Origin of the sequence: Leifsonia xyli, from assembly GCA_001647635.1 — a bacterium.
GTDB lineage: Bacteria > Actinomycetota > Actinomycetes > Actinomycetales > Microbacteriaceae > Leifsonia > Leifsonia xyli_A.
In genome coordinates this window covers 278,838-298,313 of record CP014761.1, presented here as the reverse complement: position 1 = coordinate 298,313, position 19,476 = coordinate 278,838, and the positions used below count along the sequence as shown (strand labels likewise).

At 71.3% G+C, this 19,476-nt stretch carries 17 protein-coding genes and 3 pseudogenes; 12 read left to right on the top strand and 8 right to left on the bottom strand.

The annotated features are described in order from the left end of the window. The first annotated feature begins 131 nt into the window (after positions 1-131). Together A0130_01530 and A0130_01525 are read left to right on the top strand one after the other, a co-directional pair. Positions 132-614, top strand: a complete 483-nt coding sequence (locus tag A0130_01530) for a DNA starvation/stationary phase protection protein (GenBank protein ANF30528.1) — start codon at positions 132-134, stop codon at positions 612-614. A 125-nt stretch (positions 615-739) separates the two neighbouring features. Further along, positions 740-2,017: a hypothetical protein gene (locus A0130_01525; GenBank protein ANF30527.1), complete on the top strand. Its 1,278-nt coding sequence runs from the start codon at positions 740-742 to the stop codon at positions 2,015-2,017. Between the two features lie 132 nt (positions 2,018-2,149). Here A0130_01525 and A0130_01520 read toward each other — a convergent pair whose 3' ends face one another. From A0130_01520 to A0130_01505, 4 genes are read right to left on the bottom strand one after another with little or no spacing between them, the layout of a single operon-like run. Next, the gene (locus A0130_01520; GenBank protein ID ANF30526.1) at positions 2,150-3,589 is read right to left on the bottom strand and encodes an amidohydrolase; all 1,440 of its coding nucleotides are present in this window, start codon (positions 3,587-3,589) and stop codon (positions 2,150-2,152) included. Then, entirely contained in the window at positions 3,586-4,224 is a 639-nt protein-coding gene (locus A0130_01515) for a transcriptional regulator (GenBank protein ANF30525.1), read from the bottom strand. Before A0130_01515 ends, A0130_01520 begins: the two co-directional genes overlap by 4 nt. Positions 4,225-4,232: 8 nt before the next feature. Further along, complete coding sequence (locus A0130_01510; GenBank protein ANF30524.1) at positions 4,233-5,219, bottom strand: DNA glycosylase; 987 nt, start codon at positions 5,217-5,219, stop codon at positions 4,233-4,235. Continuing rightward, positions 5,219-5,707 (bottom strand): ribose-5-phosphate isomerase, encoded by a 489-nt coding sequence (locus tag A0130_01505; GenBank protein ANF30523.1) that lies wholly within the window; start codon positions 5,705-5,707, stop codon positions 5,219-5,221. The genes A0130_01510 and A0130_01505 overlap by 1 nt, the downstream gene beginning before the upstream one ends. A gap of 110 nt (positions 5,708-5,817) precedes the next feature. On the opposite strand from A0130_01505, the pseudogene A0130_01500 reads away from it, so the two are divergent. The 8 genes and pseudogenes from A0130_01500 to A0130_01465 all read left to right on the top strand — a co-directional run bounded on the left by A0130_01500 (position 5,818) and on the right by A0130_01465 (position 15,503). Next, positions 5,818-8,363: pseudogene (locus A0130_01500) on the top strand (aminopeptidase N). A gap of 104 nt (positions 8,364-8,467) precedes the next feature. Then, positions 8,468-9,379 carry a multidrug ABC transporter ATP-binding protein gene (locus A0130_01495; protein ANF30522.1) on the top strand — a complete coding sequence of 304 codons (912 nt, stop codon included), beginning with the start codon at positions 8,468-8,470 and terminating at the stop codon, positions 9,377-9,379. Continuing rightward, on the top strand, positions 9,376-10,227 hold the full coding sequence (locus A0130_01490) for an ABC transporter permease (protein ANF30521.1): 852 nt from the start codon (positions 9,376-9,378) through the stop codon (positions 10,225-10,227). The genes A0130_01495 and A0130_01490 overlap by 4 nt, the downstream gene beginning before the upstream one ends. A gap of 8 nt (positions 10,228-10,235) precedes the next feature. After that, positions 10,236-11,510: pseudogene (locus A0130_01485) on the top strand (two-component sensor histidine kinase). A gap of 16 nt (positions 11,511-11,526) precedes the next feature. Continuing rightward, positions 11,527-12,200: pseudogene (locus tag A0130_01480) on the top strand (DNA-binding response regulator). A gap of 62 nt (positions 12,201-12,262) precedes the next feature. After that, positions 12,263-13,417 carry a mechanosensitive ion channel protein MscS gene (locus A0130_01475; protein ANF30520.1) on the top strand — a complete coding sequence of 385 codons (1,155 nt, stop codon included), beginning with the start codon at positions 12,263-12,265 and terminating at the stop codon, positions 13,415-13,417. An 11-nt stretch (positions 13,418-13,428) separates the two neighbouring features. Next, positions 13,429-13,821 carry a globin gene (locus A0130_01470; GenBank protein ID ANF33251.1) on the top strand — a complete coding sequence of 131 codons (393 nt, stop codon included), beginning with the start codon at positions 13,429-13,431 and terminating at the stop codon, positions 13,819-13,821. A 35-nt stretch (positions 13,822-13,856) separates the two neighbouring features. After that, complete coding sequence (locus A0130_01465; protein ID ANF30519.1) at positions 13,857-15,503, top strand: FAD-binding dehydrogenase; 1,647 nt, start codon at positions 13,857-13,859, stop codon at positions 15,501-15,503. A 10-nt stretch (positions 15,504-15,513) separates the two neighbouring features. Here the strand turns inward: A0130_01465 and A0130_01460 are convergent, their stop codons facing one another. Continuing rightward, positions 15,514-16,200 (bottom strand): hypothetical protein, encoded by a 687-nt coding sequence (locus A0130_01460; GenBank protein ID ANF30518.1) that lies wholly within the window; start codon positions 16,198-16,200, stop codon positions 15,514-15,516. Between the two features lie 42 nt (positions 16,201-16,242). Here A0130_01460 and A0130_01455 point away from each other — a divergent pair, with 42 nt between their 5' ends. Continuing rightward, positions 16,243-17,112 carry an acyl-CoA thioesterase II gene (locus A0130_01455; GenBank protein ANF30517.1) on the top strand — a complete coding sequence of 290 codons (870 nt, stop codon included), beginning with the start codon at positions 16,243-16,245 and terminating at the stop codon, positions 17,110-17,112. 15 nt (positions 17,113-17,127) lie between these two features. On the opposite strand, the gene A0130_01450 is transcribed toward A0130_01455, so the two are convergent. Together A0130_01450 and A0130_01445 are read right to left on the bottom strand one after the other, a co-directional pair. Continuing rightward, entirely contained in the window at positions 17,128-17,847 is a 720-nt protein-coding gene (locus tag A0130_01450; GenBank protein ID ANF30516.1) for a hypothetical protein, read from the bottom strand. Next, positions 17,844-18,356 (bottom strand): RNA polymerase subunit sigma, encoded by a 513-nt coding sequence (locus tag A0130_01445; GenBank protein ID ANF30515.1) that lies wholly within the window; start codon positions 18,354-18,356, stop codon positions 17,844-17,846. Before A0130_01445 ends, A0130_01450 begins: the two co-directional genes overlap by 4 nt. A 120-nt stretch (positions 18,357-18,476) precedes the next feature. Between A0130_01445 and A0130_01440 the strand changes: the two genes are divergently transcribed. Then, positions 18,477-18,902, top strand: coding sequence for a hypothetical protein (locus A0130_01440; protein ID ANF30514.1), 426 nt, complete (start codon positions 18,477-18,479; stop codon positions 18,900-18,902). Between the two features lie 81 nt (positions 18,903-18,983). On the opposite strand, the gene A0130_01435 is transcribed toward A0130_01440, so the two are convergent. After that, entirely contained in the window at positions 18,984-19,472 is a 489-nt protein-coding gene (locus tag A0130_01435; protein ID ANF30513.1) for a 4-hydroxybenzoyl-CoA thioesterase, read from the bottom strand. Between the last annotated feature and the right edge of the window lie 4 nt (positions 19,473-19,476).

Genomic DNA, 19,476 nt, shown 5'->3' with positions numbered 1-19,476 from the left:
GCTCACCCCATCCCGGGACCCTCCCGATCGGTCCGGGGGTTAACCCGACCCTACTTAGCGGAGCCTTCGCTTCGTTGTCGGAATGCGGGGCCGTCGCTAGCGTTGGGGCAGGTGGAAGAAAGGACGCACTCATGACCGACATCGCCGCAATCCCCAGTGTCTCCAACCCGGACGTCGCGGCCGGGGTCGCGCAGTTCCTCAGCCCGGTCGTGGTCGACCTCACGGCCATCGTCGTGAACGGCAAGCAAGCGCACTGGCACGTGCGGGGCGCCAACTTCATCGGCGTGCACGAGCTCCTCGACACCATCGTCGACCACGCGCAGGAGTGGGCCGACCTGGCCGCCGAGCGCATCGTCGCCCTCGGCCTCCCGGTGGATGCGCGGCTCGGCACGGTCGCCGCGAAGACCACTACGGGCGAGCTGACCGCCGGCTTCCGCCCCTCGAACGAGACGATCGCCGAGGTCATCGCCCAGCTCGACGCCGCGCTCGCCGCTGTGAACACCGCCGTGCGCGAGCTCGCCGAGCTCGACGCGACCAGCCAGGACGTCGCGATCGAGATCGCCCGCGGGCTCGACAAGGACCGCTGGTTCCTGTTCGCGCACATCAGCGAGTAACGCCGTTCGTCGGGAGGGCCGTCCGCAGTGCGGGCGGCCCTTCGTCGTGTGTCATCCGCAGCCGACGCACCCGGGCGGGCGGTGTCCCGTGGACAGCGTCTCGGCCGCGGCGTTAGGCTCCGGCCATGCGCCGCCGGGTGATCGTCGCGGTCGCGCTCGGCGCCGTCGCGGTGGTCGGGCTGCTGGTCGCGCCCGCCGCCGGGGCTGCGCCGATCACGACCTTCGACGTGCTCAAGGCGATGAACGACGAGCAGCAGGAGGCGTACCTCGCCGACCATCCCGAGCTGGTCGTCCAGCTGGCCAACACCGACCCCGACGCCGTGCACGCCGAGTGGGACGACCTGGATGCGGACACCCGCGCCGACGCGATCGAGACGCTGCCCGAGGTGGTCGGCAACCTCGACGGCGTCGACTACAGGGACCGGGAGAAGGCGAACCGGCGCGCGCTGAAGCAGGCGATCGCGTCCGAGAAGCGGGACCTCGAACGGCACCCGGACGACGCCACGGCGACGAGGGTGCTCGGGTCGCTCACGGCCATCCAGAAGACCGTCGGCGGCAAGCGCACGCCGGCGCGGCACCTCATCGCGCTGAGCCTCGACCGGCCGCCGCTCGCCGCGGTCGCGCTCGGGGACCTGGACACGGCGTCCGACATCACGTTCGCCGTGCCGGGCATGGGGACGTACACGGACGACATGCAGCTGTGGACGCAGTCCGCGCAGAACCTCTACGACGAACAGGGCACGGTCGGCGCGCCGACCCGGCGGGCGGTGGTGTCGTGGATCGGGTACGTCACTCCCCCGCCCGGAGTGGATGCGGCACTCGGCGACTACGCGTCGCGCGGCGCGCCACTGCTGACGGCCGACCTCCGGGGCGTCAACGCGGTGCGGCACGAGGACCCGCCGCGCGCGCTCAACGTGGTGGCCCACTCGTACGGGACGACCACCAGCGCCGACGCCCTCGCCGACGCGCGCGACCTCGGCGTCTACGCGTTCGTGATGCTGGGGTCGGCGGGGATCGAGGACCGCATCCCGAACGCCGGGGCGCTCGGCGTGCAGCACACGTACGCGGGCGAGGCGGAGGCGGACGGGGAGGCGCGGTTCGGGCGCATCACGCGGCGTGACCCGCGGTCACCGGGTTTCGGGGCGACGGTGATCAGCGTGGACGGGGACACCACGGCCGACCTGCTGCCGGTGACCGGCCACGCGCCGGTGCTGCACTCGCCGTGGAACGACGACCCGTACTCCAGCGCCTGGTCGCACATCACCAGCGCGGCGGTGTTCGAGGAGAAGTACGCGGAGCACCTGACACGCTACGGCTACCTAGACGCGTACACCGAGTCGCTGCGGAACACCGCGATCGCGACCACCCCCGGCGTCGACCGGATGCTGCAGCGCGGGCGGTGATCGTCGCGGCGTATCGCGCGCGGTGCAGCTGGCCGTGATTCATCACGAATGAGCGCTATTCGTGACGAATGGCGACGATTCGGCACGAATCGCCCGAGGAGGAGGCGGCGGCGCCGGGCGGGTCGCCGAGGGTCAGCGCAGGGTGTCGTACGTGAAGCGGCCCGCGAGCAGGGTCGCGGCGACGGGCATGGTGCGGAGGTCGTCGGGCGACGCGGCGAGGGGGTCGCGGTCGAGCACGGCGAGGTCGGCCGGCTGCCCGGGCGCGACGGTGGAGCGGGTGGATGCGCCCAGCGCGATCTCCGCGGACACCGCCTGCTCTGGATGCCACGGCTCGCGCCCGTCGCGGGTGCGGCCGACGGCCGACGCGATCGCCGCCCACGGGTCGAGCGGGGCGACGGGAGCGTCCGAGCCGAAGGCGAGCCGCGCGCCCGCGGCGTGCAGCTCGGCGAGCGGGAACGCGCGGTCGGTACGCCCCGACCACAGGCTCTCGGCCACATCCCGGTCGTCCATCGCGTGCTCCGGCTGCACGCTCGCGGTCACGCCGAGACGGGCGAAGCGCGGGATGTCGGACGCGTCGATCAGCTGGGCGTGCTCGATGCGCCCAACCGCGCCGACGGCCTCGAAGGCGTCGAGCGCCCGGCGGTTCGCCTCGTCGCCGATGGCGTGCACCGCGGCGGTCAGGCCGTTGGCGTGGGCGAGGTGCAGCGTATCCAGCAGCTCCCGCTCGGTCAGATTGGCGACGCCGTGACCGCCGCCCGGGTACGCGTGCGAGCACAGAGCGGTGCGCGTGTTGAGCGACCCGTCGGAGATCACCTTCAACGGGCCCACCCGGAGCAGCTCGGAGGTGCCCTCGACCACCGCGCCGGAGGTGAGCCCGAGCCCGATAGCGCGCTCGAGGTCATCACGGTAGATGCCGAAGTCGACCCTCAGGTCTCGCGCGCCTGCGGACATGCGGCGCGACCACACGTCGAGATTCCAGCCGTACTCGAGGTCGACGATGCCGACCACGCCGCGCGTCGCGGCGGCCCGCGCGGCATCCGCGGCCCAGCGGTCGAGCGTCGCATCGTCGGCCGTGGTGAGCAAGCTGGTGACCGCGAAGCTGGCGTCCTCCCGCAGCACCGCATCCGTCGACTCCGGCGCGAAACGGCGAGCGGCGGCCGCGTTCAGCCAGGAGCAGTGGAGGTCGCCCGCGATGAGGACGACCGGGCGGTCGCCCGCGGCCGCATCCAGCAGTTCGCGGGTCGGGAGGTCCGACCACAGCGCGTCGTGGAAGCCGAAGCCGACGAGGACGTCGTCGCCCGGGTCGGCGGACGCCCGCTCGCGCACGAGCGCGGCGGCTTCGGCTGCCGACGCGGCCTGGGACACGTCGAGGCGACGGGCGGTCTGCGCCCACTGCGTGAAATGCACGTGCTGATCCCACAATCCGGGTACGACCCACCGGCCGTCGAGCGGGATGCGGTCGCCCTGCGCGGTTCCGGCAGGCTCGAGGGCAGCGATCCGCGTCCCGTCGAGCACCACATCCACCAGCCCGTCGCGCCCCGGCAGCCGCGCGCCGGCCAGGACCAGCGTCATCGCGCGGCGCGGCGGCGGTCGTGCACGAGCCGCATCTCGCGCAGCAGACCGGCGCTGGCGTAGGGGCCGTCGCCGTCGAGCTCGGTCATGATCGCGTCGACGATGTGGTCGGGCCGGTTCTGGCTCATCTTCTGCTTGGCGACGACGCGCGTCGGCGTCAGGCGCAGTCCGACCGTGCCGGACACGATCCGCTCGGCGTACGCGGCGTCGTCGAGCGTCCCGCGCATCCGACGGGGCGACGGCAGCTCGTCCTCGAAGTGGTCGACCAGTCGGGCGAGCACGTCGAGGTTCTCCTCGTCGCTCAGCAGCTCGGGTACCCCGGAGAAGTGGGCAGCGATGAAGTTCCAGGTCGGCACGGCGGGCTTCTCGTCGTACCAGCCGGACGAGATGTAGCCGTGCGGACCTTGCACGATGACGAGGAGCTCGTGCTGCCCGAGCTCGTGCAACTGCTCGTCCGGGCGGCCGACGTGGCTCAGCAGCGTCAGCTCGTCGCGGGTCTCGTCGAGGATCACCGGATAGTGGGAGGCGACCAGCCCGTTCGAGGTGGCGCTCACGAACGTCGCCCACGGGTTCTCGCGTACGAGCCGCTTGAGCTCGGCCGGGTCGGTGAGCGTGAAGCTCGGATTCTGCCGCACGATGCCTCCTAGGCCTGGTCCACCGGGCACCAGTACAGCTTGCGGCCGCCCAGTTCCTCCATCACGATGTTGGTGCCGCAGACCCGGCACGGCAGCCCCTCGCGCTTGTAGACCCAGTGGCGGTCGTCGCGGTTCGCCATCGCCTTGCGGTACGAGTCTCCGTCGAGGTCGTCCATCGTCATCATCTGGCCGGTCTCGACGCCGATGCGGAGCAGGTGCACCCAGTCGCGCCAGAGCGCGCGAACCGTGTCCTCCGGCACCTTCTTGCCGGGGGTGTGCGGATTCTGCCGGGCGCGGAACAACAGCTCGGCGCGATACACGTTGCCGACGCCGCTGACGACGCTCTGGTCCATGAGCAGCAGGGCGATCGAGGTCGGCTTGCGCTTCACGATCGAGACGAAGCGCTCCTCGGCCTCCGGCCCGTCGTCGACCTGGGGATCGGGACCCAGCTTCGCGATCACCGCATCCACCTGCGCCGGGTCGAGCACCTCGCACGCCGTGGGCCCGCGCAGGTCGGCGACCGCGGTGTCCGTCAGCAGCCGCACACGCACCTGCCCGATCGGCTCGGGCGGGAACGACGTGATCTCGGCCTCGACCTTCTCGGACTCGGCCATGCGCAGCCGGGTCCGCCGCGGCGCACCGATCGAGTGGAGGGAGTTCTCGCCGGCAGAGTCGAGGATCGGGTCGAGGTCGGTGCCGCGCTGGTTGGTCTGCCCCATGCGGCCGTTCGCGCTGGCGATGGTCGGGTCGATGCTGATGTCGCCCGCGAAGTCCCAGGCGCCGTAGAGGCCGAGGTGGACGCGCAGCCACAGCTCGTTGTCGAACTCCAGGAACATCTGCTTGCCGACCGCCTTGGCGTCGGTCATCACGTGCCCGTCGATGCGGGTCGCATCCGCGGCGAAACGGCCCTGCGGCGACGACACGGCGACGCGGTGGCCGACGAAGTTGACGGCGAACTGGCGGGCGATGCGGTGGACGGAGTGACCCTCTGGCATCAGTGGTCCACGTTCTTGCCCGCGATGTCGCCGGTGGCCTCGTACTCCGCGAGCTGGACGATGCGCCGCACATGGCGCTCCTCGAACGAGAACGGCTCGGCGATGAAGGTGTCGATGAAGCTCTTGGCCTCGTCGACGGTGTGCTGGCGCGCGCCGATGGCGATGACGTTGGCGTCGTTGTGCTGCCGGGCGAGCTGCGCGGTGGACTCGTTCCAGACGAGCGCCGCGCGCACGCCCTTCACCTTGTTGGCCGCGATCTGCTCGCCGTTGCCGGAGCCGCCGAAGACGATCCCGAGCGCCTCGACGCCGGCCTGCTGGTCGCGCACGACCGCGGCCGCCGCGTTGATGCAGAACGCCGGGTAGTCGTCGATCGGGTCGTAGTCCTTCGGCCCGTGGTCGATCACCTCGTGGCCGGCCGCGCGCAGGTGCTCCTGCAGGTCTTCACTGAACTCGAGCCCGGCGTGGTCGGTGGCGATGTGGATGCGCATATCCACAGTTTAGAGACGACCGCCGACGCCGCCGGTCCCGGTGGCTAAGGTGGAGCGGGTGGACACGATCCACGCCGTCACAGAAGCCCTCACCGCTGAAGGAGCAAGCGTTGCCCGGAGAGAACCTCACCCGCATCGAAGCGCAGGAGCGCGCGTCCCTCGTCCGCACCCACTCGTACGACGTCACGCTCGACCTCACGACCGGACCGCAGACCTTCCGGAGCACCACGACCGTGCGGTTCTCGGCGAAGGAGGGCGCCTCGACGTTCATCGACGCGATCACGCGCACGGTGCACTCCGTCGTGCTCAACGGCGTCGAGCTCGACCCGGCACAGGTGAGCGACGGCGTCCGCATCCAGCTCGACGGGCTGAAGGACGAGAACGAGCTGACCGTCGACGCCGACGCGATCTACACCAACACCGGTGAGGGCCTCCACCGCTTCGTCGACCCGGTCGACGGCGAGGTGTACCTCTACAGCCAGTTCGAGGTGCCGGACTCACGGCGCATGTTCGCGGTGTTCGAGCAGCCCGACCTCAAGGCGCAGTTCACCTTCACGATCACCGCTCCGGAGCACTGGGCGGTCGTCAGCAACTCCCCCACCCCGAGCCGACGGACGCGGGCGAGGGAAAGAAGACCTGGTCGTTCGCGCCGACCCCGGTCATCTCCTCCTACATCACGGCCCTCATCGCCGGCCCGTATGAGTCGGTGCACAGCGAGCTGACCAGCCGCGACGGCCGCACCATCCCGCTCGGCGTCTACGCCCGCAAGAGCCTCGCCGAATTCCTCGACGCCGACTACATCTTCGACAAGACGCGCGAGGGCTTCGCCTTCTACGAGGAGCGGTTCGACTACGCGTACCCGTTCGAGAAGTACGACCAGCTGTTCGTGCCCGAGTTCAACGCCGGCGCGATGGAGAACGCGGGCGCGGTGACCTTCACCGAGACCTACGTGTTCCGCTCCAAGGTGACCGACGCGATCAAGGAGCGTCGCGTCGTCACGATCCTGCACGAGCTCGCCCACATGTGGTTCGGCGACCTGGTGACGATGAAGTGGTGGAACGACCTCTGGCTGAACGAGTCGTTCGCCGAGTACGCCTCCACCCTCGCCACCGCCGAGGCCACCGAGTGGACCGAGGCGTGGACGACCTTCGCCGCGATGGAGAAGAGCTGGGCGTACCGCCAGGACCAGCTGCCGTCGACGCACCCGATCGTCGCCACGATCAACGACCTGGAGGACGTGCAGGTCAACTTCGACGGCATCACCTACGCCAAGGGCGCCTCTGTGCTCAAGCAGCTCGTGGCCTGGGTCGGCCAGGACGACTTCCTCGCCGGCGTCGCGCAGTACTTCAAGAAGCACGCGCACGGCAACACCGAGCTGAAGGACCTCCTGGTCGAGCTCGAGGCCACCAGCGGCCGCGACCTGACCGACTGGTCGAAGAAGTGGCTGGAGACCGCCGGAGTCAACACCCTGCGTCCCGAGCTCGAAGTGGATGCGGACGGCGTCATCACCTCGTTCGCCGTGCTGCAGACCGCCGCCGCCGACTACCCCACCATCCGCCCGCACCGCCTCGCGATCGGCCTCTACAACCTCCGCGACGGCAAGCTCGTGCGCGAGGAGCGCCTCGAACTGGATGTGGACGGCGAGCGCACCGAGGTCGCCGAGCTCGTCGGCGGCACGCGCCCCGACCTCATCCTGATCAACGACGACGACCTCGCCTACGCGAAGATCCGCCTCGACGACGCGTCGCTGAAGGTCGCGATCGAGCACCTCTCCGACATCGAGAGCCCGCTCGCCCGCTCCCTGGTGTGGGGCGCTGTGTGGGATGCGACGCGCGACGCCGAGTCCAGCGCGAGCGACTACGTGCGCCTGGTGCTCGGCAACATCGCCTCCGAGACCGAGTCGACCACCCTCCGCACCACGCTCAACCAGCTGGTGCTTGCGGCGAACGCGTACGTCGTCCCCGAGCGCCAGAAGGAGACCGCGCAGGGTGCGGCCGACGCGCTCTGGGAGCTGGCGAAGGGCGCCGAGGCGGGCAGCGACGCGCAGTTCCAGTTCGTCAAGTTCTTCGCGGCCCTCGCCTCCACCGACGAGCAGCTCAGCACTATCGCGGGCCTCCGCGACGGCTCGATCACGCTCGACGGCCTGACGGTCGACACCGACCTCTCGTGGGAGCTGCTCATCGCGCTCGTCGCGGGCGGCGCGGCCGGCAACGACGAGATCGACGCGGCGCTCGCCGCCGACAACACGGCGAACGGCGGCCAGTTCGCCGCGCAGGCCCGCGCGAGCATCCCGACGCTCGAGGGCAAGCAGGCGGCGTGGGACTCGGTGTTCGGCTCGGACAGCCTGCCGAACACGATCGTCCGCTACACCGGCATCGGGTTCCAGCGCGCAAAGGACAAGTCCGTGCTGGCGAACTTCGTCGAGCCGTACTTCGCGGCGCTGCAGGGCGTCTGGACCTCCCGCACCTACAAGATCGCCGAGTACCTGGTCGAGGGCATGTACCCGGCCCCGCTCGCGAACGAGGAGCTGCGGGACGCGACCCGCGCGTGGCTCGACGCGAACGCCGAGCCCGCGGCGCTGCGCCGCATGGTGGTCGAGAACCTGGCGGGCGTCGAGCGCGCCCTCGCAGCGCAGAAGCGCGACGCCCAGGGCTGATCAGCCGGCCGATCCATCCGCGAAGGGGCTCCGCTGCGGCGGGGCCCCTTCGTGGTACCGCGGGAGGATGCCGCCGGGCGCGGCGCGCCCCTAGTCTCGAAGGCATGATCCAGCTCGATCACCTCACCAAACGCTTCGGCGCGAAGACCGCCGTCGACGACATCTCCGTGACCATCCAGCCGGGCAAGGTCACCGGCTTCCTCGGCCCGAACGGCGCGGGGAAGTCCACGACCATGCGGATGATCATGGGCCTCGACCGGCCGACCTCGGGCACCGCGCTCATCAACGGCAAGCGCTACGCCCAGTTCCGCTCCCCGCTCACCGAGGTGGGAGCGCTGCTCGACGCGAAGGCCATCCACACCGGCCGTAGCGCGTACAACCACCTGCTCGCCCTCGCTGCGACGCACGGCATCCCGAAGGCCCGCGTGCACGAGGTCATCGGCATGACCGGCCTCGAGTCGGTCGCGAGCAAGCGCGTCGGCGGGTTCTCTCTCGGGATGGGGCAGCGCCTCGGTATCGCCGCCGCCATGCTCGGCGACCCGGCGACGCTCATCCTCGACGAGCCGGTCAACGGTCTCGACCCCGAGGGCGTGCTCTGGGTGCGGCAGTTCGCGAAGCACCTGGCGAGCCAGGGCCGCACGGTGTTCCTCTCGTCGCACCTGATGAGCGAGATGGCCGTCACCGCGGACCACATCGTCGTGCTGGGCCGCGGCCGCGTGCTCGCCGACGCACCGGTCGACCGCATCCTCGCCGGCGCCACCCGCCACGCCGTCCGCGTGCGCACCCCGCAGCCAGAGCAGCTCGCGCGGGCCGTCGCCGGCGCCGACGTGGCGGTCACCGGCGTGGAGGCGCAGCTGCTGGAGGTCACCGGCCTCAGCACCGCGCAGATCGGCGAGGCGGCCGCGCGAGACGGCATCGTGCTGCACGAGCTGACGCCGATCAGCGCTTCCCTCGAGGAGGCCTACCTCGAACTCACCCAGGACGACGTCGAATACCGCACGGAGGTCAGCCGATGAGCACCGCCACCGCATCCATCCAGCCGGGCGCCGCGCACCCGCACACGCCCCTCGGCCGCCTGCGCTTCGACCGGGTCGTCCGCTCGGAGTGGATCAAGCTCCGCACCCTGCGCTCGACCTTCTGGACGCTCGTCGGGGTCGTGGTGCTGATCATCGGGCTGCCGGCGCTGATCTCGGCCGTGGTCCCCAGCCTGTCGGTGATCGAGTCACGGGCGCCCGCCAGCCAGCTCACGGCGTTCACCACCAACACGGCGACCGCCGGTCTGACCTTCGCGCAGCTCGTCGTCGCGGTGCTCGGCGTCCTCGTGATCAGCGGGGAGTTCTCGACCGGGATGATCCGCTCGTCGTTCGCGGCCGTCCCGCGGCGCTTCCCGGTGTTCGCGGCGAAGGCGATCGTGCTGTTCCTGACGTCGTTCGTCATCGGCCTCGTCAGCTTCGCGGCCTCCTGGTCGATCGCCGTGCCGCTGCTGACCGCCAAGGGCTACGCGGGAGACCTGTTCTCGTCGAACACCCTGTGGAACATCGTCGGCGCGGCGGCCTACCTCGGGCTCGTGTCGATCTTCGCCCTCGGCATCGGGGCGATCGTGAAGTCCACGGCGGGCGGCATCTCCACCGCCCTCGGCGTCCTCTTCGTGCTGCCGATCGTCGCGGCGCTGCTGACCAGCCTGCTGCCGAAGCAGACCTGGATCGCCGACGCGTCCGCATACCTGCTCAGCGCGGCGGGCTCCGGCATGGCCGGCCTCGCGAACCACAGCCTGGAGCCGTGGGCGAACGTGGTCACGGTGCTCGTCTGGGCCGCCGTCTCCTTCGTCATCGGAGCCCTGCTCCTGCAGCGCAGGGACGCCTGACCCGTCACGTGACCACCGAAGCGACACCGCCGGACGCCCCGGGCGGACTCGGACTGCCGAGACCGCCCGGGGTGCTCCGGCGTTTCATGCTGGCGCATCCGTTCGCAGTGGATGTCGCCCTCGCGGTGATCTACCTGCTGCCGTCGGTCATCGGCGCGATCATCGTGTCGGCGACCGAGCCCAGCCCGCGGGAGATCGCCCACCTGGCGCTCTCGGTGGTGGCCGGGCTCGCGCTGTTAGCGCGACGCTACCGGCCAGGCCTGGTCTTCGCCACCGCCACGGTGGTGCTCGGCGCGAGCGTGTTCCTCGGTCGGGACGTGGATGTGCTGCCCACCCTCTTCGCGCTCTACGCGCTGGCGGTGTACCGCTCCATCCGCTCGGCGTGGATCGCGTTCGGCGTCACCGCGTTCGTCACCGTCGCCGCCTTGACGGCACAGGTGCTGCTGGCCCAGGCCGCCGTCTTCACCCCGCTCGAGACCGCCGCGCTGCCGTCCGGCATCCTGGTGCTGTCGTTCTCGGCGGTCGCGGTGCTGGTCGGCAGCAACGCGGGCAACCGGCGCCGGTATCTGGATGCGCTCATCGACCGGGCGCGCCAGCTCGCCCGCGAGCGCGACCAGCAGGCCGTGATCGCGGCCGCGGCCGAGCGGAGCCGGATCGCGGGCGAGCTGCACGACATCGTCTCGCACAGCCTGACGGTGATGATCACGCTCGCCGACGGCTCCGCCCGGCAGGCGCCGACCGATGCGGAGCGCTCTGCAGAGACCATGCGGCTCGTCGCCGAGACCGGACGCGGGGCGCTGGCGGACATGCGCCGGCTGCTCGGCGTGCTGAGCGAGGGCGACGGGGAGGCTGCGCGCGAGCCGCAGCCCGGCGTGGCCGACCTGGGCGCGCTCGTCGAGACCTTCCGCGCGGCCGGCTTGCCCGTCCGGATCACCGTGTCGGGCGACGCGCCGGACGACGCCGGGCAGCAGCTGACGATCTTCCGGGTCGTGCAGGAGGGCCTGACGAACGTGCTGCGCTACGCGTCCAGCTCCACGGCCGTCCGCCTGGTCCTCGTCTTCGGTGCGGACCGCGTGATCATCACGGTGGACGACGACGCGACCGTGCACGGCGCTCCCGACCAGGGCTCCGGCCGCGGGCTGATCGGACTGCGGGAGCGGGTGTCGCTGTACGGCGGCACCCTGGAGGCCGGCCCGCGGTCCGGCGGCGGCTGGCGCGTGCGCGCGGTGTTCGACGCGGTGCGCTCCCCCGCCGTGCAGGCTCACACCACTCCACCGTCCCCGCGCAGAAAGAAGTCCCGTGACCGACTCCCCCCTCCGCATCCTGCTCGTCGACGACCAGCAGCTGGTCCGACTCGGTTTCCGCATGGTGCTCGAGGCCGAGTCCGATCTCACCGTGGTGGGTGAGGCGGCCGACGGCGCCGAGGGCGTGCGGCTGGCCGCCGCGCTGCGACCGGATGTGGTGCTGATGGACGTGCGGATGCCCATCCTCGACGGCATCGAGGCCACCCGGCGGATCGTCGAGGCGGACCCGCAGGCCCGCGTGATCGTGCTGACCACGTTCGACCTCGACGAGTACGCGTTCGGCGGCCTACGCGCCGGCGCGAGCGGGTTCCTGCTCAAGGATGCGCGGCCCGAGGAGCTCACCGCCGCCGTGCGCGCGGTCGCCGCCGGAGACGCGGCCGTGTCCGGCCGGGTGACACGAGCGATGCTGGAGCTGTTCGCCGACCGCCTGCCGACGGGAGCCGGCGCCACCCCGCCGGGACCGATCCCGCCGCCGCCCTCACCCCGCGCGAGCGCGAGATCCTGGTCGCCATCGGCGAGGGCCTGAGCAACGGCGAGATCGGCGCCAAGTTCTACCTGACCGAGTCGACGGTGAAGACCCATGTCGGCCGTGTATTGGCGAAGCTGCAGCTGCGCGACCGCGTCCACGCCGTGATCTTCGCCTACGAGCACGGGCTCGTCGAGCGGTGAGCGTGGGCGCGACGGCGCGGTCCAGCGAGCACCAAGGCCGCGCTCGGTAGGCTCGAACGGGTATGGGAATCCTCAAAGCAACCTTCTGGGAAGAGATCGGCTCGTGGGCCGTCGCCGCCGGATGGAAGATCGTCACCGCCGCCTGCATCATCGCCGGGGCGTTCCTGCTCGCCTGGATCCTGCGGGTCGTCATCCGCAAGGTCGTCGGGCGGATCGTCTCGGGCGTGAAGAAGGGCCAGAACGTCAGCGACACGCAGGCACTGGTGAACTCGCCTCTCGCCGCCGTCCGTCTCGTGCAGCGCACGCGGACGCTCGGCTCGGTCCTGACCAATATCGTGCACGTCACCATCGGGATCATCGCGATCATCCTCATCCTGAACGTGTTCGTGCCCGACGTGCTCGGATCGTTCGCCCTGCTCACCGCCGCGCTCGGCGCCGGTCTTGGTTTCGGTGCGCAGAACATCGTCAAGGACGTGCTCAACGGGCTGTTCATGGTCATGGAGGACCAGCTGGGCGTCGGCGACATCGTCGACCTCGGACCGGCGACCGGCGTCGTCGAGGCGGTCGGCATCCGCGTGACTTTGGTGCGCGATGTGAACGGCACGCTGTGGTTCGTCCGCAACGGCGAGATCCTCCGCGTCGGCAACATGTCGATGGGCTGGGCGCGGGTCATCATCGACCTGGCCGTCCCGTACGACACGGATGTCGAGGCGGTCGAGGCCAAGATGATGGAGACGGCCACGGCGCTCGCCACGAGCACCAAATGGCGCTCGCGCATCCTCGAGAAGCCCGAGCTGTGGGGCATCGAGTCGATCTCCGCCGATGCGGTCATCATCCGGATCGTGCTGAAGACGCGCACGACGGCGAAGGACGACGTGTCGCGCGAGCTGCGCGCACGCCTCAAGCAGGCGCTCGACGAGATGCAGGTGAAGCTGCCGTCGCTGTCCGCGGTCGTGCTCAGCGGCTTCGACAGCGCCGCGAGCGTCTCGGGCGCGAAGCCGCCGAAGACGCGGCCGAGCACGGTGGTGACTCCCGAGCCGCCGCTGAAGGGACGGAAGGCCCGCGCGGCCGCGAAGCGGCAGGCGCCCGATCCGGGCGCCGTGCAGATCGTGCCGGTCGACCCGCCGGCGCCGAAGGCGGCCAGCCCCAAGGCGGCCAACCCCAAGGCGGAGACGCCGAAGCCGCGCACCCCCAAGCCCGAGGGAGACAAGCCGTGAGCATCCCGATCATCCCCACCGGCCCGCAGCCCGCGTTCTTCGACGAGGTCGGCGGCCACGAGACCTTCGTGAAGCTGGTCGACGCCTTCTACCGCGGAGTCGCCGACGACCCGGTGCTGCGTCCCATGTACCCGGAGCAGGACCTGGGCCCGGCCAAGGAGCGTCTCGTGATGTTCCTGGAGCAGTACTGGGGCGGACCCACCACCTACAGCCAGCAGCGCGGTCACCCCCGGCTCCGGATGCGGCACAACCCGTTCAAGGTCAACCCGGACGCCCGCGACCGCTGGCTCGCGCACATGCGGGTCGCGGTCGACGAGCTCGGGCTCTCGCCGCTCCACGAGGAGACCCTGTGGAGCTACCTGGAGCGGGCCGCGTTCGCTATGGTCAACACATTCGAGGAGTAGCACTCCCCGCCATCCCGGTGCCGAAGGAGACACGGATGACACACGAACCCGACGCGATCGTCGTCGGCGCCGGGCTCTCGGGCCTCGTCGCCGCCTCCGAGCTGCTGGATGCGGGACGGCACGTCACGATCGTCGAGCAGGAGCCGTCCGCCTCCTTCGGCGGCCAGGCGTGGTGGTCGTTCGGCGGCATCTTCCTCATCGACTCGCCGGAGCAGCGCCGGATGGGGGTGCACGACTCCCTCGCACTCGCCCGCGACGACTGGTTCGGAACGGCCGGGTTCGACCGCGTCGAGGACCACTGGCCGAAGCGCTGGGCCGAGGCGTACCTCCAGTTCGCCGCGGGTGAGAAACGCGCCTGGCTGCGCGAGAAGGGCGTGTCGTTCTTCCCCGTCGTCGGATGGGCGGAGCGCGGCGACGGTCGCGCGGGCGGCCACGGCAACTCGGTGCCGCGCTTCCACATCACCTGGGGCACCGGCCCGGGCGTCGTGGAGCCGTTCGCGCGGCGCGTCCAGGCGGCCGCCGCGCAGGGCCGCGCGGCCATCCGGAACCGGCACCGCGTCGACGAGCTGATCGTGGAGGACGGCCGCGTGGTCGGCGTGCGCGGGGCGGTCCTCGCGCCGGACACCGCCGAGCGCGGCGCGCCGAGCAATCGGGATGTGACCGGCGACTTCGAGCTGCGCGCGCCGGTCGTCATCGTCGCCTCCGGCGGCATCGGGGGCAACCACGACCTCGTGCGGGCCATGTGGCCGGAACGTCTCGGCGAGCCGCCCGCGCACATGCTCTCCGGCGTCCCGGCGCACGTCGACGGCCGGATGCTCGGCATCGCCGAGACGGCGGGCGCCCACCTGATCAACGGCGACCGGATGTGGCACTACACCGAGGGCATCCAGAACTGGGACCCGGTGTGGGCGCAGCACGGCATCCGCATCCTCCCCGGCCCGTCGTCGCTGTGGCTCGACGCGCGCGGGGACCGGCTGCCGTCGCCGCTGTTTCCCGGCTTCGACACCCTCGGGACGCTGGAGCACCTGCGGCGCACCGGCTCGGACTACAGCTGGTTCGTGCTCACGCAGAAGATCATCGAGAAGGAGTTCGCGCTCTCCGGCAGCGAGCAGAATCCGGACCTGACCGGCAAGGACGTGCGCCTGCTCGCCAAGCGCGTCGGCCCGGGCGCGCCGGGACCGGTGGAGGCGTTCAAGCAGCACGGAGCGGACTTCGTCGTCGCCGACACTCTCGACGACCTCCTCGCCGGGATGCAGAAGATCGCCGACGTGCCGCTCGACGCCGAGCTCGTCGCCCGGCATGTGCGCGAGCGCGACCGGCAGCTGGACAACGACTTCGGGAAGGATCTGCAGCTCGCGGCCATCCGCTCAGCCCGCCGGTATCGAGGCGACAAGCTCATCCGCGTCGCCAGCCCGCACAAGCTGCTCGACCCGGCGGCGGGACCGCTCATCGCGGTCAAGCTGCACATCCTGACCCGGAAGAGCCTCGGCGGGATCGAGACCGACCTCGACGGGCGCGTGCTCGCCGCGGACGGCTCGGTCGTGCCGGGCCTGTATGCCGTCGGCGAGGCGGCCGGCTTCGGCGGCGGCGGGATGCACGGCTACCGGGCCCTGGAGGGCACCTTCCTGGGCGGCTGCCTGTTCTCCGGTCGCCAGGCCGGCCGCGCCGCCGCCCGCGCCTGACCCCGCCGCCTCAGCGGCGGAGGGACCAGGACGGGCGGCGGATGAGGGTGTGGCCGCGGCGGGTGGTCAGGCGCGTCCAGGTGCCGGTCTCGTGGATGGTGACCGGCTCGTCGTCGCCGAGGAAGCCCAGGGACTCGGCCGCGAAGGCGGCGCCGGCCGGGATGTACTCCAAGCCGTCGATGGGGCGGCCCCACACCTCGGCGCGCACCCGCTGCACCAGCTGCTCCCCCGTGCCGGTCGGCACGGCGTCCGCGACCTCGGCGATGCCGGCCTGCGCGATCGTCCGCAGCTGCGGCGCGTCGGTCTCGCCGACCGAGCGCCAGCCACCGCGCGGCGGGGAGATGCCCGCCCAGGTGACCGTCGACACCTCGAGCGGGAGGCGGATCTCCAGCGGGCCCTGCGGCGCGTCCTCCTTCTCCGCGGTCTCGCGCACGCGGGCGATGCGGTCGAGCAGCGAGCGGATCGGGACCACGGCGTCGAACTCGACGTCCGCGCCGGTCGCGAAGGTGCGCAGCCCCAGGACGGTCGGGGTCTCATCCATCAGCCCGCGGGGGTAGAGGATCGCGGTGTACACGGCGAGGATGCCGGAGCCGGCGATCAGGCGCACGGATCCTTCCTCCACCCGGGAGGCGCGCGAGAGATAGGTGTGCAGATCGGCGACGGCGAGAGCGTCCGTCAGAGAGAACGAGGGGTTCATCGGACCTCTAAACTACCAAGAGACCACCGACTTGGAGGCACAGTGACCGAGCCCCTGGATTCCCTGCTGACCGCGCTCGATCTCACCGACACGGGCGCCCGCACCAGCGAGGACATCTTCACCGGTCCCTCCCAGTGGATGCCGCTGGGCCGCGTGTTCGGCGGCCAGGTGCTGGCGCAGTCCATCGTGGCTGCGACCCGTACCGTGGAGCCGGACCGGGCCATCCACTCGATGCACGGCTACTTCCTGCGGCCGGGGGATGTGAACTTCCCCATCACGTTCTCGGTGGACCGCATCCACGACGGCCGCTCGTTCTCGACACGGCGCACGCAGGCGTACCAGAACGGTCTGCCGATCCTGTCGATGATCGCGTCGTTCCAGACCGAGGACGACGGCTTCGAGCACCAGGATGCGATGCCCGAGGGCCTGCCGGATCCGGAGTCGCTGCCGTCGACGGCCACCTCCCTGGAGGATGTGCGGCATCCCGTCGCACAGTATTGGGCCAGCCAGCGGCCGTTCGACATGCGGCACGTCACCTCGCCGGTGTACCTGTCGGTGGAGGGCGAGCGGGTCGCGCACCAGTCGGTGTGGTTCCGGACCATCGGCGACATGCCCGACGACCCGGCGCTGCACCGCGCGGCGCTGGCCTACGCGAGCGACTACACGATCATGGAGTCGGTCATGCGCCGGCACGGGATCGCGTGGGCGACGCCGGGCCTCAAGGCCGCCAGCCTTGACCACGCGATGTGGTGGCACCGGCCGGCGCGGGTCGACGAGTGGCTGCTGTACGTGCAGGAGTCGCCGACCGCCGGCGGTGGCCGCGGCCTCTCGAACGGCCGCATCTTCTCGCGCGACGGCCGCCTGGTCGCGAGCGTCGCCCAGGAGGCCACCATCCGCCTCCCCCGCGACTGACGCGCTCGGGCGGCGTCAGCCGAACGTCGAGCGGAGGAGGACGGTGCCGTCGCCGGCGGAGCGGATGTCGACGGTGGCGATGTCCTTCAGCGGCACGCTCGTGGTCGCGACCGGGAGGGCGGTCGTGCCCTCGTCGGCGGTCCACGTCGAGATGGTGTGCTGCTGACCGGCGCGGTCGGTGACGACCATGGCGTAGGTCCAGGCGTGCGCGCCGTCCTCGGCGCCGACGTGGGCGTAGCGGCAGGTCGAGTCGATCCGGGTGCCCCAGGGCTCGGGAGTCAGGCGCAGGTCCGCGGTCAGCGCGCTCGGCTCCACCTGCTGCATCACGACGGCGGCCTGCGGGGTGGCGGCCGGGTTCACGACGCCGGGCAGCACCAGGGCGGCGACGCCGATGAGCAGGGCGGCCGCGACGGCCGACAGCCCTCCGACCAGCCAGCGCGCGCGGACGCGGCGGCGGCGCACGGTGTGCAGCAGCGCGGGCAGCACGTCCGGGTTCGGGCCTTGCGGCTCGAGCGCATCCGCGGTCGCGGCCGGAGCGTCCTCCTCCAGCAGCGCGAACGCCTGCTCCCGCAGCACGCGGCTCAGGATTCCGGGCATCCCGGCGAGCTCCGACACAGCCTCCGAGCACCGCTCGCACTCGCGCAGGTGCGCCTCGAACTCGCGCCGTTCGGTCGGCGCAAGCGCGCCGAGCACGTAGGCGGCATCCCAGGTGGCGAACTCGTCGTGCGTGGTCATCGTTCCGTCACCCCTCTCTCCTGGAGCGCGAGCCGCAGCGCGCGGAGTCCGTAGTGCAGGCGCGACTTGACGGTCCCCTCGGGGATGTCGAGCTCGCGCGCGATCTCGGCGACCGATCGGCCGCCGTAGTAGGCGTGGACGATGACCGCCCGGTGCTCCACCGACAGCTCGGCCAGCGCGTCCGAGACCAGCCAAGAGTCGAGCACAGCGTCGGCCTCGCTGTCCGGCGAGGGATGTTCCGGCAGGTTCTCCGCGCCGAACTCGTGCCGGTGGGCCGCGCTCCGGCGGTCGTCGATCACGAGGTTGCGCGCCACGGTGAACAGCCAGGTGCGGGCGGACTGCTGGGACTGGTCCAGGACGGACGGCTTGCGCCAGGCGCGCAGCAGCGTCTCCTGCACGATGTCGTCGGCCATCGCACGGTCGCCGGTGAGGTGCACGACGTACCGCCATAGCGCCTGCGCGTGCTGATCGTGCAGCTCGCGCAGCAGGCGGGCGTCCTCCTCCGGCATGTTCACCTCCACTCAGTACACGATGCAGCGTGCGGAAAGGTTCACACGCGAGAGTTGAACCCGACGGGACATCGTCTCGTGAATACCGTAGGAGACGTCACCGACGAACGGGAGAATCGCATGAACGACCACGCTCCGCTGACCCGCCGCACGCTCGTCACGATCGGAGGCGCCGCCAGCGGCGCGGTCCTGCTCGCCGCCTGCACCCCGGGAGGCGCGCAGGACTCCGGAGGGTCGGGCGACGGCGGCTCGGGATCCGCGCAGGTGTCGCTCGCGTCCATCCCGGTCGGCGGCGCGGTGTCTGCGACCCTCGCGGGCAAGCCGATCGTGGTGTCGCAGCCGACCGCCGGGAAGGTCGTCGCGTTCAGCGCGGTGTGCACGCATCAGGGATGCACGGTCGCGCCGCAGGGCAAGGAGTTCGACTGCCCGTGCCACGGATCCACGTTCGACGCGACCACGGGCGACGTGCTGAACGGACCGGCGCGCGACCCGCTGCCCAAGCTCAAGGCCGAGGTCTCCGGTGACTCGGTGACCGTCACCGCGTAGGGGGCCGCTGCGTCTACGATTCGTGCCGAATGAGCGTTATGGCGTCGTCATAACGCACATTCGGCACGAATGCTGCGAGGGTCAGCCGCGCTTGGCGAAGGCGACGGGCTCGTCGAGGTACGGCGTCCAGGCGGCCCGCTCGCGCTCGTTGATGCGGCGCGGTCGCTGGCTGGCCGCATCCACGAGCACGATGGTGGTCGCGGCGCGCGAGTACAGCGTGCGCGGCTCGGTGCCCTCCGGCGTCCAGACCTCGTAGCAGACCTCGAGGCTGGCCCCGCCGAGCCGCCCGAGCCACAGCTGGACGTCGAGCGGCTGGCGGAGGTACGGGATCGGCGCGAGGTACTCGATCTCCTGGCGCGCGATCAGCGTCAGAGTGTCCGCGCCTGGACGCCCGTCGAGCACGGCGGTCGAACCGCCGACCGCTTCCCCGGACCCTTGTCCGGAGTCATCGGTCGCCCAGAACGCCTCGATGCGCGCCTCCTCGAGGAGGCGCAGCATCTCGGCGTTGTTGACGTGCCCGTAGGCGTCGAGGTCGCTCCAGCGGAGCTTGATCGGGACGTGCAGGCGCATGCGC